The sequence below is a fragment of the Corynebacterium sp. CCUG 70398 genome, assembly GCF_024454055.1.
Taxonomy (GTDB): Bacteria; Actinomycetota; Actinomycetes; order Mycobacteriales; family Mycobacteriaceae; genus Corynebacterium; species Corynebacterium genitalium.
Genome location: NZ_JAGPYZ010000005.1, coordinates 106,750 through 121,584, shown reverse-complemented (window position 1 = coordinate 121,584; position 14,835 = coordinate 106,750). Strand labels below are relative to the sequence as shown.

The 14,835-nt window shown below is 62.9% G+C and carries 10 protein-coding genes; 6 read left to right on the top strand and 4 right to left on the bottom strand.

What is annotated here, in order from left to right; translation table 11 throughout:
- Positions 1-76 precede the first annotated feature (76 nt).
- Positions 77-991 (top strand): DUF2262 domain-containing protein, encoded by a 915-nt coding sequence (locus KBX07_RS07445; RefSeq protein WP_005289137.1) that lies wholly within the window; start codon positions 77-79, stop codon positions 989-991.
- Positions 992-1,078: 87 nt separating this feature from the next.
- Here KBX07_RS07445 and KBX07_RS07440 read toward each other — a convergent pair whose 3' ends face one another.
- The 3 genes from KBX07_RS07440 to KBX07_RS07430 all read right to left on the bottom strand — a co-directional run bounded on the left by KBX07_RS07440 (position 1,079) and on the right by KBX07_RS07430 (position 5,235).
- Positions 1,079-2,287, bottom strand: coding sequence for an acyl-CoA dehydrogenase family protein (locus KBX07_RS07440; protein ID WP_255998173.1), 1,209 nt, complete (start codon positions 2,285-2,287; stop codon positions 1,079-1,081).
- Between the two features lie 111 nt (positions 2,288-2,398).
- Positions 2,399-3,598 carry an acyl-CoA dehydrogenase family protein gene (locus KBX07_RS07435; RefSeq protein ID WP_005289144.1) on the bottom strand — a complete coding sequence of 400 codons (1,200 nt, stop codon included), beginning with the start codon at positions 3,596-3,598 and terminating at the stop codon, positions 2,399-2,401.
- Positions 3,599-3,720: 122 nt separating this feature from the next.
- Positions 3,721-5,235, bottom strand: a complete 1,515-nt coding sequence (locus KBX07_RS07430; protein ID WP_255995654.1) for an AMP-binding protein — start codon at positions 5,233-5,235, stop codon at positions 3,721-3,723.
- A gap of 204 nt (positions 5,236-5,439) precedes the next feature.
- Between KBX07_RS07430 and KBX07_RS07425 the strand changes: the two genes are divergently transcribed.
- The 4 genes from KBX07_RS07425 to KBX07_RS07410 all read left to right on the top strand — a co-directional run bounded on the left by KBX07_RS07425 (position 5,440) and on the right by KBX07_RS07410 (position 11,365).
- The gene (locus KBX07_RS07425; protein WP_005289151.1) at positions 5,440-5,745 is read left to right on the top strand and encodes a hypothetical protein; all 306 of its coding nucleotides are present in this window, start codon (positions 5,440-5,442) and stop codon (positions 5,743-5,745) included.
- A 23-nt stretch (positions 5,746-5,768) separates the two neighbouring features.
- Positions 5,769-6,179 (top strand): nucleoside-diphosphate kinase, encoded by a 411-nt coding sequence (ndk, locus tag KBX07_RS07420; protein WP_005289155.1) that lies wholly within the window; start codon positions 5,769-5,771, stop codon positions 6,177-6,179.
- Positions 6,180-6,278: 99 nt separating this feature from the next.
- The gene (locus tag KBX07_RS07415) at positions 6,279-7,976 is read left to right on the top strand and encodes an alkaline phosphatase (protein ID WP_255998177.1); all 1,698 of its coding nucleotides are present in this window, start codon (positions 6,279-6,281) and stop codon (positions 7,974-7,976) included.
- A gap of 266 nt (positions 7,977-8,242) precedes the next feature.
- A complete protein-coding gene (locus tag KBX07_RS07410) occupies positions 8,243-11,365 on the top strand; it encodes a translation initiation factor IF-2 N-terminal domain-containing protein (RefSeq protein WP_255998178.1) in 3,123 nt (1,040 codons plus the stop codon).
- Between the two features lie 116 nt (positions 11,366-11,481).
- On the opposite strand, the gene KBX07_RS07405 is transcribed toward KBX07_RS07410, so the two are convergent.
- A complete protein-coding gene (locus tag KBX07_RS07405) occupies positions 11,482-12,735 on the bottom strand; it encodes a hypothetical protein (RefSeq protein WP_255998180.1) in 1,254 nt (417 codons plus the stop codon).
- A gap of 254 nt (positions 12,736-12,989) precedes the next feature.
- Between KBX07_RS07405 and KBX07_RS07400 the strand changes: the two genes are divergently transcribed.
- Complete coding sequence (locus KBX07_RS07400; RefSeq protein ID WP_256023600.1) at positions 12,990-14,834, top strand: dynamin family protein; 1,845 nt, start codon at positions 12,990-12,992, stop codon at positions 14,832-14,834.
- Position 14,835 lies beyond the last annotated feature (1 nt).

The window sequence follows — 14,835 nt, the reverse complement described above, 5'->3', positions numbered from 1 at the left end:
CAGTTCCACTAGCCAAAGAAGCTTGCCGACGGTCACACCGACTCGGTACTGAACCGTCGCGGTTAAAATCGGCGCCGTGCTCTCCTTCTACAGCGAATTCCCGAATGAACCTGCCGTGAAATCACTGTTGAAGGGGGATGAACTGGAGTTCCTCCTCGTTCTCACTGAGGTGCCTGCGCGGGGAGCCCGAAACAACCTTCTCGGTGAGGACAGCGTTAGCGTCAAACTTGAGCATGTGGATGGTCTCGTTGTGCGAACGCTTCCGGATGGTGCGGTGCACACAGGTGAGATCAACATCGCATACCCGCAGGTTAATCGCACGAAGAACGGGAAGATGTCATTCGATCCCGGTGAAATGGCAGATTTGAAACCATTCACGGTGTACCGGGCGAAAGGGGCATTGTCTCCTTTCTCCAAGTATCGGGCGCAAGGGACCGCGCTTCTCTTCTCGGTGTGGGACGTGATCTCTCCTCAATCGGATCCGGAGCTGGAGGACATCGCCACAGGTGCGGCCAAGAATGGGGTGATCAATACAAAGCTTGGCCAATTGACCATTCAACGAGGCTTCGTTGGCTCCTTCGAAGGGCACGCAAAATCACTCGGTGTCAATGTCAGCATCCCCTATGAGGATCCGGATCCACTCTCTCAGGGGCTGACTCAGCACGAAGAACGGTTCGCATCAGCCGTGCACGTTCTGAACCGCGTTATCACGCGAAAGTTTCTCAAGGATGCCCGCAAGTTCGCCGCCACTGAGGCCCTGCCCAGGGCAAACGAATGGCGCCACGATGTCGCCGAAGCTGAGGGCCGCCGCACTCCCGCGCGGGAATGGAGAGTGCGGGACGTCGCTAGGCGTTTCCGCCCGACGAGCGTGATCGTCCCGGAGAAAGGCGAGATACTTATCGAATTCGACGACGGTGATCTCTTCGGTGGTCACCCGGTCACCGTTGTGGCGGACCGGGACGGGACACTCTTGGAAGTCGAGCTCGACTAAGGGCCCGTTCCGAGCGCTACTGTTCGAGGATTAGGGGCCGGGACGGGCCAGCAGGGGAGGGCTGGCCAGGTGCCACGCCCCTTCCGACTAGGAGCGGTAGGCGCTGACACCCGTGATGGACTTGCCCACGATGAGGGACTGCATCGTGTCTGTGCCTTCGTAGGTGTGGAGGGACTCGATGTCGGCGTGGTGGCGCGCGACGTCGTTCTCCAGCAGGATGCCCACGCCGCCGAACATGTCGCGTGCGTCGGCAGAGACCTTGCGGGCGCCGCGGGTGTTGTGGACCTTGGCCAGGGCGGCTTGCTTCTCGTTGAGCTCGCCGGCTTCCTCGAGCTCGAGCAGGCGGCGGCAGTAGAGCGCCATGGAGGTGATTTCCTGCAGCATGTCGGCCAGGCGCTGCTGGATGATCTGGTTCTTCACCAGCGGGCGGCCGAACTGCACGCGGCGCTGGGCGTAGTCGAGGGCCTTTTCGTAGCAGTCGATCGCCATGCCGAGCGCGACCCAGGCCACCGCGATACGGGTGCCGGTGAGCACGCGGGCAGTGTCCCGGAAGGTGTGGGAGTTGGGAAGGCGGCGGTCGTCGGAGACGCGGACGTCGTTAAGCTTGATGTGCGCCTGGGGGATGCCGCGCAGGGATGCTTTGCCCGTGATGGTCTCGGCGGAGTAGCCCTCCTGGTCCTGGTCGACGATGAAGCCCTTGACCTCGCCGTCTTCCTCGTCGCGGGCCCACACGACCGTGATGTGGCCGACGGAGCCGTGGCCGATCCACTTCTTCTCGCCGTTGATGACCCACTCGTCGCCCTCACGGCGCGCGGAGGTCTCCAGGCCGATCGAATCAGAGCCGTGGTCGGGCTCGGTCAGGGCGAAGCCGCCGCGAATCTCCATCCGCGACATCGGGCCCAGGTACTTAGCCTTCTGATCCTCGGAACCGCACTCGGAGATGGAACGCATGGCCAGGCCGGACTGCACGATGTGGGCGGTGGCGGTAGACGCGTCGGTACGCGCCAGCTCCATCTGGATCAGGCGGTTAGCGCGGATAGAAATCCCGGGCTGGCCGTCGATCTCGATGCCGTCGGTGACCAGGCCGCGGCGGGCAGCTTCCTCAACAGCAGGGATGTTGTACTCGGCCTTCTCCCACGACTCGTTGAGGGAGGGGCGGGCCCACTCCATGAACTCGCGGGCCTTCTGCCACCACTCGAGGTCTTCACCATCGACATCGGCGAAGACTTGGTAGTAGTCGGTTTTCGGGTTCAGCAGGGCGGCAACGCCGGTGAGGTTCTCGTCTGTCTGTGTCATGAGTTTTCTCGCTTCTTCGGTCAAGTGGAACAGGTAATGAGAGCTAGAAAAGCTGCACCGCGCCGGGGGCCGGTCGCGATGCAGCTGGGAGTCACCAGAGGGGGCAGGGGCCTAGCCAGCGAAAGCGCCGACGCCGGTGATGGACTTGCCCACGATGAGGGACTGCATGGTGTCGGTGCCCTCGTAGGTGTGCAGCGCCTCAATGTCGGCGTGGTGGCGGGCCACGTCGTTCTCCAGCAGGATGCCCACGCCGCCGAACATGTCGCGTGCGTCAGCGGAGATCTTGCGGGCCGCGCGGGTGCAGTGGACCTTGGCCAGGGCGGCCTGCTGCTCGGTGATCTCACCGGACTCTTCCAGCTCGAGCAGGCGGCGGCAGTACAGAAACATCGAGGTCAGGTCCTGCAGCATGTCAGCCAGGCGCTGCTGGATGATCTGGTTCTTCACCAGCGGGCGGCCAAACTGGGTGCGGCGCTGCGCGTAGTCCAGGGCCTTCTCGTAGCAGTCGGTGGCCAGACCCAGGGAGGCCCATGCCACGGAGATGCGGGTGCCGGCCAAGACCTTCGCAGTGTCGCGGAAAGAGTTCGCGTTTGGCAGGCGACGGTCCTCGGAGACGCGAACGTTGTTGAGCTTGATGTGCGCCTGCGGGATGCCGCGCAGGGACGCCTTGCCCGTGATGGTCTCAGCCTCGTAGCCGTCCTGGTCCTGGTCGACGATGAAGCCCTTGACCTGGCCATCGGAGGTGTCACGCGCCCACACAACGGCGATGTGGCCGACGGAACCGTGGCCGATCCACTTCTTCTCACCGTTGATGACCCACTCGTCGCCGTCGCGCTCGGCGGTGGTCTCCAGGCCGATGGAGTCAGAACCGTGGTCCGGCTCGGTCAGCGCGAAGGCGCCGCGGATCTCCAGCTTGGACATGGCCTTGAGGTACTTCGCCTTCTGCTCCTCAGAGCCGCACATGGCGATGGACTGCATAGCCAGACCACCCTGAACACCGAAAGCAGTGCCGAGGGATGCGTCGGTACGCGCGAGCTCGAACGCCATGAGGCGTGCGGCGCGTACGGACATGTGGGGCTCGCCCTCGATGTCGATGCCGTCGCGGACCAGGCCGCGCTTACCGGCTTCTTCGACGACGTGGAGCTGGTATTCGGCCTTCTCCCAACCCTCGTTCACGTACGGGCGGGCGTAGTCACAGAAGTCGCGGGCCTTCTTCCACCACTCCAGATCTTCGCCTTCGACGTCGGCGAATACCTGGTAGTAGTCGGTTTTCGGATCCAGCAGCTCGTGGACTGGGTTCTGGCTGTCAGCCATCTTTGCCCTCTTTTCTCAAAAATGTGGAGCGAAACAATTCCACTCCTAATTGTGACCTTTGTCGCAGGATTTATCAAACGAATCCGGCGCGAATTCACTGTGGGATTGCTCCCATCAACCCCTTAGCTTTCCAGCGGAATATCGCGAAGTTCTTTGCGCAGAATCTTGCCGGTCGGATTCTTCGGGATCTGGTCGATGAACGTCACCGCGCGGATCTTCTTGTACGGGGTAACCCGCTCGGCGACCCAGTCCATCAACTCCTCCTCGCTCAAGGACGCGCCCTGTTGCAGGACGACGAACGCGCGTGGGATTTCCAGGCCGTCGCGGTCGACGCCGACCACCCCGGCGTCTGCAACCGCTTCGTGGGTGAGCAGTAGTGCTTCGAGCTCGGCGGGGGCGACCTGGTAGCCCTTGTACTTGATCACTTCTTTGGCGCGGTCGACGATGTAGACGTGGCCGTTGTCTGCAACGCGAGCGACATCGCCGGTGCGCAGCCAGCCGCCGTCAAGCAATGTTTCGCGGGTGGCCTCCTCATTGTTGAGGTAGCCCTGCATGACTTGCGGTCCGCGCACGAGCAGCTCGCCGGACTCGCCTTGCTCCAGGTCCTCGAGTGTTTCAATGTCCACGACGCGGCACTCGGTGTTGGGGACCGGGAAGCCGATGGAGCCGGGGTTAGTCTCGCCGTGGACGCCAATGCACACCGCGGGTGAGGTCTCCGTCATGCCGTAACCCTGCACAAACGATGTTTTCAGGCGACGTTCGACGGCGCGCGCGACTTCCTCATCGAGCGGCGCCGCGCCGGAGAACATGACCTTGTTCGCCGCGAAGCCTTCGGGAGTGACAGCTGGGTGCTTCGCCAGCGCGACGGCCATCGGGGGAGCTACGAAGGTGAATTCGATGTCGTGCTCACCGTGTGCACGTAGGAAGACATCCAGGTCGAACTTGGGCAGGGTGTGCACGTTCCAGCGCAGCAACAGCGGTGACAGCAGTAGCGCGGTCATGCCGTAAATGTGGGAAAACGGCAGGGGAGACAGGGTGTTGACGTGCTTGTCCATGCCGTTGCGCTCGAGCATGGACACTGCTTGCAAGACATTCGACGTGAGGTTGCTGTGGGAGAGCATGACGCCCTTCGGCAACCCGGTAGTGCCGGAGGAGAACGGCACTGACGCGAGCGCGCTGCCATCGACGCTCAGTTCGGGTGCAGGCATTCGCTTTTCGACGATTCCCGCCAACTCGTGATCCCACACATGCTTGTCATGCCCTACGTCGGCCACGCCGATGAACAGGTCAGCGCCGGCCATTGTGGCCACCTTCTCCACGTCAGCGTCGTTCAGCAGCACGCCGATCGGGTTGACCGTGGCCCCGGCGCGGAAAATGCCGAACAAGGCTGCGGCGAAGTTGATGGAGTTCGGGATCTGCAGCGTGACCACGTTGCCGGGGCCGATACCGCGGTCAGCCAAATACCCGGCGATAGCGTCTGCCATCTCCTGCAGCTGTGCGTACGTGACGGTGTCGCCGGTGGTCAGCTCGGTGATCGCGGTGCGCTGGGCGTCATCGCCGGAAAGGTCGTTGAAGATGAGGTCGTAGACGGAGCCGCCGAACAGCTCAAGGTCCGGGTACGGGCTGGAATAGATCATGGAGTCTGGCCTTTCAGTCAATGGTCTCGCGCATGGATGCCGCGGGGAAAGATGGGTCCGCGGCAGTACTTCGCATAATAAAACAATTAGCCCCCTGAATGTGAGGTAAGTCGCTTTTTCTTTCTAGTGAGAAACGGTTAACGTTTCTCTGCTGCTTCAACGCTCGCCGGGCCAGCGAAAACACTGTGAAGTAGGGTGTGGTTCATGCAAGCTGCCTCCTTGATCTTTGCGGCCGTGTTCTCATTGGTCGCTATCGTCGGCGTGTTCCTGGATCTGCCCACCTGGATTTCCGTCGCCGCGCTTGCGGCCGCGGCCCTGTTCCTGGTGCTCGGCCTGGCAGATAAGTACCGGCAGATGGAGCGCACGTCGATCGAGCTCGACAGCGAGCAGCGCGCCACCATTGAGCGCATGAAGAAGGAGGGCAACCACGATATGGCGGCCCGCCAGGTGCAGTTGTGGTTCCGGAACACCAGCTACGAAGATGCAGCAGCCGTGGTGCGCGAGCTGTAGCGTCATCCCGTAGGCTGGGACGCATGACTGAACGCACTCTGATTCTGATTAAGCCCGACGGTGTGGCAAACGGCCACGTCGGCGAGATCATCACCCGCATCGAGCGCAAGGGCCTCAAGCTCGTCGAGATGGACCTGCGTACCGCTGACCGCGAGACCGCTGAGAAGCATTACGAGGAGCACAAGGACAAGCCGTTCTTCGGTGAGCTCGTGGACTTCATCACCTCCGCTCCGCTGGTCGCTGGCATCGTCGAGGGCGAGTCTGCAATCGCCGCGTGGCGTCAGCTCGCCGGTGGCACCCACCCGGTGGAGAAGGCCACCCCGGGCACCATCCGTGGTGACTTCGCCTTGACCGTCGGTGAGAACGTGGTGCACGGCTCCGACTCGCCGGAATCCGCTGAGCGCGAGATCGCGATCTGGTTCCCGAACCTCTAGATCCTCACTCGGTTAATGGCACGTGAACTCGTGCCGAACATTCCCCGATGAACTGCTGCTCCGGTTGCAGCTCTTCATCGGGGACTTGATTCTTAGTGCATGACTTCCCAGAATCTTCCCCGCCGTCGTTTTCTGGCCGGTTCGGCGACGGCTGCTGCAGCCGCTGCCGTCGGAACGCAAGCAGTCGCTCACGCGCAATCCTCTTCCTCTTCTTCTGCACTGTCCTCGGCGCGTTTGCCGAAGGCCCCGGCCCCCAAGCCGTGGTCGGTGTTCATGCACGGCGTTGCTTCGGGTGACCCACTGCCGGATTCGGTGATCATCTGGACCCGCGTGAGTGTGTCCCCAGAGGCTGCGCCGGGATCTGAAAAAGGTGAAGATGCGGATGTGACCTGGGAGATTGCCACCGACGACGCGTTCGCGAACATTGTCCGCAGTGGCTCGGCCCGCACTACCGCAGTTACCGACCACACCGTCAAGGTGGACCCGCGTGGCCTGCAGCCGGGGACGGAGTACTTCTACCGCTTCCGCTACAAAGACACCATCTCTCCGGTGGGCAAGACGCGCACCGCGCCCGCGTCCAACGCTGACATCAACGAGTACAAGCTCGTTGTTGCGTCCTGCGCCAACTACGAGTGCGGCTACTTCACCGCGTACCGTGACATGGCTGAGCGCGCCGAAGCTGGCGGGGTCGATGTCGTGGTCTTCCTCGGTGACTACATCTACGAGTACCCGACGGGGGAGTACGCCGGTAAGTCCGGTGTCTCCCGCCCGCACCACCCGGCGCACGAGATTGTGACGCTGGCGGACTACCGCATCCGTTACGGCCGCTACCGCACTGACGAGCACCTGCAGCGCGCGCACGCTGCAGCGCCGTGGGTGGTTGTGTGGGACGACCATGAGACTGCCAATGACTCCTGGGTTGGTGGCGCCGAGAACCACACCCCTGGCGAGGAAGGTGAGTGGAAGGTCCGCGAGTCGGCCGCGCACCAGGCCTACTTCGAGTGGCTTCCGGTGCGCGCCACCCGCCCGTCGCAAGACGGTCACATCTATCGTTCGTACCGCTTCGGTAACCTGCTGCAGCTGACGATGATGGACCTGCGCTCCTACCGCGATGAGCAGGCGAAAACGTTCAGCAAGAAGATTGACGCGCCGGAGCGCACCATGCTCGGCTCGGAGCAGTTCAACTGGCTCAAGGGTCAGGTCGAATCCGCCGACACCACATGGAATGTGCTGGGTAACTCGGTGATGATTTCCCGCATGGAGATCGGCCACCTGCCGAACACGACTGAGCAGAACCGTACCGCGAACTACGCCATCGACGAGTTCACCCAGTCCGCCGGCCTGGCTGTGAACACTGACCAGTGGGACGGCTACCGCGCTGAGCGCGCCAAGCTGTTCAACATTCTCACCAACACCAAGGCGCACACGCTGTTCCTCACCGGCGACATTCACTCTGAGTGGGCGCACTCCGTGCAGCACAACGGGCTGGAAATCGGCGCGGAGATGGTGTGCTCTTCGATCACCGCGCCCAATGTGGACGAGATTGTCACGCAGTACACCCGCACGTACACGCCTGAGGACAACCCGGTCACCCACCTGGTGGAGCAGGTCATGTACTCGGCGAACCCGTGGGTAAACCACGTCGACTTCGATTCGCACGGTTACGGCATTGCGCGCGTGCAGAAGGACCGTGTGATCATGGATTTCTACCGCGTGTCCAACGTCGAAGACCCGGGCGCGTCGGCGCGTCTCGCGGTTTCGCGGACATGGGTGCCGGGTCAGGGCTTCCAGCAATAAGCTTATCGACGTCTCTACCCCGCCCGGCTTCCCACCACACCCAGCTCCGTATGCCACAATGGTTGCTGAACTATATGCCTTTCGTGGCATATGAATGTTCATCAAGCTTTGTACGAGAATCGTTCACTGCGCGGAGCTGACTGTCGGCTAGAAGCTAGCAGCGCTGTGCGGCGGCGGTGGGAGAGAACCTGCTATTGGTTGTTCCCACCAGCGCCCGGCGGGGATAGTCGCTCACGCGCGGCAATTCAATAGGAGATGTTCTTTCCGTGGCTGACAGCGACGAAAACACCACCACTGAGGTGTCCTCCGCGGCGCCGGCGCAGAAAAAGACAACGAAAAAATCTGCGGTAAAATCCACCAAGAAAACAGCAAAGAAGTCGACTAAGACGGCGAGAAAGACGGCCAAGAAATCATCACGGCGTGCTGCTAAGAAGTCGACATCGAGTTCAGAGCAGCATAACGAAACGCAGGCAGCTGAACAGTCCGCTACTCCGCTGTACGACCGTTCCCGTCTCGGTGAGAAGACCCGAGTCTTCGCCTTGGCGAAAGAGCTGGGCATGTCCTCGAAGGACCTGGTCGTCGCGCTCAACGAGCTGGGCATGGTGAAGGTGGCGCAGTCCTCGTTGACACGCGCGGAAACCGAGCAGCTTCTTGACGCTTTGGAGTCCCAGCCCAGCTCCTCCGACGACAAGATCCGCGAGCGCGTCCGCAAGGATGTGGCCCACGAGATCAACCAGATCGAGGAGAAGGTCGAGGCTGATCTCGAGTCTGCCGGGGTTGCGGAACCCGCTGACGAAGACAGCGACGACACCGACGAGACGGATGACGCTGAAGTCTTGTACGACGTCGAACCTGACGTGACCCCGGCCCCGGAGGATGATGACGAAGATTCCGCCACGGGCCTCTACGCGCCGGTGTTCAAGGCGGCGCCGCGGTCGTCGCGGAGGAGGGCGAGTCGCTCGTCGGAAAGCGATGCGAAGGGCACCGAGCAGACGCAGGACGCCCCGGGCGACGCTGCCGACGCAGGATCCAGCGAGGCGAGCGAGGACAGCGAGGACTCCGGGTCCAAATCGAAGCGTCGTAGTTCGCGCAAGACCAGCCGCAAGCGCACCGAGAAGCAGGACAATGCCGAGCCCGAGCAGATCGACGAGCCGAAGGCCATCAAGGGGTCTTCGCGTCTAGAAGCGCAGCGCCGCCGTCGCACTGAGCGCCGCGAAGAAGATCGCAACCGTTCGCGCGTGGTGTCCCAGGCGGAATTCCTTGCGCGCCGCGAGTCGGTCGAGCGCACCATGGTCGTGCGGGAGCGTTCGCGTCACGACGGCCCCGGCAAAATCACCGAAGTCGGCGTCCTGGAAGATGGCCTGTTGGTGGAGCACTTCGTTGACTCCGACGACAGTGCTTCGATGATCGGCAACATTTACCTGGGGCGTGTGCAGAACGTACTGCCCAGCATGGAAGCTGCGTTCATCGATATCGGCCAGGGCCGCAACGGCGTGCTCTACGCTGGCGAAGTCGACTGGAAGGCTGCCGGCCTCGGCGGTCGCGCGCGCCGCATCGAGCAGGCGCTCAAGTCCGGTGACCAGGTGTTGGTGCAGGTGACCAAGGACCCAGTCGGCCACAAGGGCGCGCGCCTGACTACGCAGATCTCCTTGGCGGGCCGCTACTTGGTCTACGTGCCGGGCGGGCACAGTGCCGGAATTTCGCGCAAGCTTCCGGCCCCGGAGCGCAAGCGGTTGAAGGACATTCTGGTCAAGGTCGTTCCGGGTAAGGGCGGGGCGATCATCCGCACGGCCGCTGAAGGCGTGCCAGAAGAGGCCATTGCCGCGGACGTGAAGCGTCTGCACACCCAATGGCAGACCATTAGGCAGCAGTCGGAGCAGGAGAAGAAGTCGAAGGGTTCCAAACCGGTCACGTTGTACGAGGAGCCGCGTCTGCTGGTCAAGGTCGTCCGCGACCTGTTCAACGAGGACTTCCAAAAGCTTGTTGTCGACGGCAAGAAGCCGTGGAACGTGGTGAGCAACTATGTCGAGTCCGTCGCCCCGGATCTCGCTGACAGGCTCGAGCTGTTCGACCGGGGCGACCACGACGGCCAGGACGTATTCGAGGTCTACCGTGTCGACGAGCAGATTCAGAAGGCTCTGTCGCGCACTGTGTGGCTGCCGTCCGGCGGCACCTTGGTGATCGACCGGACCGAGGCCATGACTGTTATCGACGTCAACACCGGCAAGTTCACCGGTTCCGGCGGTTCGCTGGAGGAGACGGTCACGTCGAACAATATGGAGGCGGCCGAGGAAATTGTCCGCCAGCTGCGTCTGCGCGACATCGGCGGCATGATCATCATCGACTTCATCGACATGATCTTGCCCGAGAACCAGGAACTGGTGCTGCGCCGCTTCAAGGAGGCGCTCGGCCGCGACCGCACGCGCCACCAGGTCTCCGAGGTCACCTCGTTGGGCCTGGTTCAGCTCACGCGCAAGCGCTTGGGCACAGGGCTTGTGGAGACGTTCTCGACGAAGTGCGAGTGCTGCGACGGCCGGGGCATTGTGCTTTCCGACGATCCCGTCAGAGCAACCGATTCACGCGACGACACTCCGGGTCGTGGCGGCCGCCGCGGGAACCAATCCCGCCGCCGCAAGCCGGCGCAGGATCCGGCGGGCCACCCGGCAGCTCTGGCCATGCAGGGCCGTGACGATGATCCTTCTCAGGAGTCCGGGCGGGACACCGAGAATGACGTAGAGAAGGACGTGGAGCAGCTCGAAGAGCTTGCCGACGCTGTCGTGATCACCAACGACCCAGTCGAACCCATTGACACGAGCGACACAAGCGATACCGACGATTCCTCCGATGAGGACCGGCCGAAGCGACGCTCCTCCCGCCGCCGCGGTCGACGCGGCAGCGGCCGCGGCAAGGGTCGCCCGCAGCAGGAGACCACCGACACCCAGGACACGCCCGAGGATTCTTCCGGTCGGGACGACGAGGACGCGTCCGAACCGGCGAAGACGTACGAGGAAGCTGTCGAGGAATTCGAGCGCTCGCCGCGCCGCAAGCGCAACACTCGCGGCAACTCCACGTCGGATCACCGCCCGCGCCGGGAGGACTACGAGCAGGCTGAAGCGGAAGATGACCAACCGGACGATTCCGCTGAAAGCGCGCAGCCCCGCACGTCTGATCCGGGCCGTGCGCCGGAGCGCGGCTCCCGCGGTCGTCGCCGGGCGACCCGTCGCACCACGGCTGGGCGCGATACGGCACGGCAGCCGGTGAACGAGAAGCCGATGCAGCGCCAGGATCCGGCCAAGAAGTCGAGTGGCAAGGCTGCGCCGCAGCAAAGCGACCAGCCGGCCCAAACCCGCTCCCGCGGGCGTCGGCGCGCTACCCGTCGCACCAGCTAGTTGAACCGAGGAGAACCGGTGGGGGCCGTTAAATCGCGGCTCCCACTAAACGCCCGCCAATGACTGAAGCCCCCTTCCCAGCGGGAGGGGGCTTAGCCGTTAGCTAGCGGTCGTGCTTAGGCCATGTCGGTCGGTGCGTCGAAGTCGATGCCCTCGGAGTCCGGGAACTCCGGTGCTTCGTTGTAGGTGTCGATGGCTTCCTCGGTGTCGTAGTAGCCGTCGCCGGTGGTGTCGGTCAGCAGGGAGTCGCCGTAGCCGTCGCCGTCGACATCGATGATGGCCTCGTCGGTGATGCCGTCGCCGTCGGTGTCGGAGTGCTGCTCGTCGACCTTGCCGTCGAAGTCGGAGTCGACGAACAGGGTGTCGGTGATGCCGTCGCCGTCGGAGTCAACCTCCATGGCGTCGATCTCGCCATCGTTGTTGGTGTCGTAGACGATAGCGTCTGCGTAGCCGTCGCCGTCCAGGTCGACGACCACGCCGCCCTCCGGGTGAGCCTCGCTGGACATTGCCGGGTCGGTTTCGGTGGCGCGCTCCGGAGCAGCCTCCTCGTCCTCGAGGTCATCGAGGGCGATGTCGTCGGAGTCAGACGGTGCCGGTGCTGGTGCGGCAGCGCCAGGTGCCTCCTCAGCCGGTGCCTCCTCAGCGGGAGCCTCCGGAGCCGGAGCTGGTGCTTCCTCAGCCGGAGCTTCCGGAGCCGGAGCCGGTGCGCCCTGCTCAGCCGGTGCGCCCTCCGCCATGTTCTCGAAGAACTCGCGCTGCTCCTGGTTCGGGCCGGACGGGGTGCCGTCAGTGGAGTCGATCTGGCCGTCACCGTCGAAGTCGTACTCGCGGTAGTCCATCTGGCCGTCGCCGTCGGTGTCGAAGGCGAAGGAGTCGAGCTTGCCGTCCTTGTCGGTGTCGGAGAAGCGGGTGTCCATCTCGCCGTCGCCGTCGGTGTCGAACTCGACGCTGTCAGCCTGGTGGTCGTAGTTCACGTCGCGGACGGTGGTGTCCATGATGCCGTCGCCGTCGGTGTCGAAGTGCTCGACGTCGGTCTGGCCGTCTCGGTTGGTGTCCTGCGCGGCGTAGTCCGGAGCGCCGTCGCCGTCGAAGTCAACCTCGACGCGCTCGACGTTGCCGTCACCGTCGCGGTCGAAGATGCGGGTCTCTGCGACGCCGTCGCCGTCCATGTCGGCGTGGAAGGTGTCCAGGTTGCCGTCGCCGGTGGTGTCCTGGCCGCCCTGGATGTCACCGGTGTGGACGTTGCCCTCGGCGTCGGTGTATTCGAACTGGGTGGGGACACCGGTCTGCTCTTCAGCGCCAGCGTTCTGGGGTGCGTTCTGGTTCTGGGTGTTCGGGGTGTTGTTCTGAGCGTTTCCCTGGTCGGACATTGTTCGTTCCTCTCGTGTGTTGTGTGTAGTTTCGGTGGTCTTGCGGTCCGGGCTTCCCGGGCTGTTGTGACCTGACGTTCTGTCCAGTCACCTGTGTAATGCGCAGCCTATGCCCAAGGTTCCCGGAAGGTTTGAAGTTTTTCTCAAACTTTCCACCAAAAATGTCAAAACACCAGGTTAAGATCTGCTTATACCTGAGAAGATACTTCTTCTCTCCGCTGAATAATGCGCAGCAAGAGATAATCTGGGCTTAAATGGCCGTCATGGAACCGACCACTTCTCAGGCTGCTCAGCACACTGCTCAGCAGGCATCGCCGCAGCGACGAAGTCCGCGGGAATCGCTCGACCGAGCGATGGACATTGCACGTCGCTACGGCCAGAATTCTGCCGTCGATGTGGCTGAGAACCTCTTGGACGCACCTTTCCGCACGGGCACAGTCGTTGTCGTCGGCGAGATCAAGCGAGGCAAGTCCTCCCTTGTCAACGCGCTTGTGGGGCAGCGGGAGCTGTTGCCGGTGGACGTGTTGACGTCGACAAGCGCCCCGATCCGCGTCAGTGTCGCCCCGGCAGGGGAGGGGCCGATCTCCCCGCGCGTCGAACTCAACCGCGGCGACGGGCGCCAGCCCATTGACATCGCCGATTTGCCGCGCTACGTCACCATCGACGGCATGGAGGGCTCACGTAGCGGCAGCGACGACGATGAGCTGGCTACGGCAGCGTCGATCGAGTTGGAATGGCCCGCACTTGCAGGCACGACCATCGTCGATACGCCTGGCGTGGGTGGTCTTGACGAGCACGCGGTGAAGGCGTCCTTCAGCGAAGCTCACCGTGCGGGCGTGTTGCTCATGGTGTGCGATGCGTCGACGCCGATCACGAAGCCGGAGATGGACATTCTCGCCGAAGCGCGCCAGGAGGTCGGCGCCGTGATCGTCGCTGTGACCAAGACGGATAAGAACATCCGCAGGTGGCGGGCGATTGTGGAGGACAACCGCAGGCTCATCCGCGAGCACCTCGGTGCCGATGTCCCGGTGATCGGGGTTTCTAGCCTGCGCGCTATGGATTCGGTGGATATGACAGCCACGGACCCGGAGCGTGCGGAGGCGATTGCCCAGCGTAGCGGCATCGTGGACCTCCGCAACGAGATCCACCGCATGTTGAAAGACCCGAAGGCGCTGGGTCTGCGCAGCTCCATCGAATCCATCATGACCACGCTGAACGGTATTCAGAAGCAGATCGCCCGTGAGATCGAACTGAACGCGAAGCCCACGCAGGGAGTGGCCAAGCTGGAGGAGGAGCAAAAAGAGCTTGAGGAGCTCAAAGAGCACGCCTCCGAGTGGGAGCAGTTGCTCGCCCGCGATATTCAGCTCATGCGTAACCGCATCACCGACGAGCTGGATCAGGACATCGAAGCGCTGCGCAACGGATGGACGCAGCGCATCAACAAAGAGGGCATGCGCGTCCTGCGCTCGAAGCCGCAGGTGTTCACCAGCCAGATTGAGGCGGAGCTGACGGAACTGATCAGCAGCACCCTGGACAAGCAGCTCGACGGCATCAAGGAACGGGCAGAGCAGTTGTTTCCGGACCGGCCGGAAATTGTCCACTCGGTGCTCAGCGCTGCGGTCAGCTCTATTGCCCCGGAGGCCGTGAAAGGCCGTCAGGTGGACAAGAAGACGAAGGACCTGATGGATCCCTCGATGCTCACCATGGGTGCGATCGGTGCCGGCGCGTTGTCGTTCATCATTCCGTTCGCGCCGCTGGCAGGTGTGGTCTGGGTCGGTGTGAACATGAGCTTCCGTGCTCTGCGCAACGGCAAGACCCACTTGATCCAGTGGTTGCGCGAGATCACGCAGACGACGCGCATGTCCATTACCCGCCTGTTGGACACGATGATCGCGTCCGCCCGCACCGAAATGGTTCTGCGGTACCGCTCTCACCTGCGTCACCGGCAGAAAGAGGTGCAAGAGCACATTACGCAAGCCCGTAACGCCGCCCGCGAGACGGAGACGGAGCGCAAAGAGAAGATCACGCGTCTGTCCAAGAACCAGAAGATCATCGCGGGCACGATCAACGAGCTGAAGACCCACCTCCAGACTCTCTAAG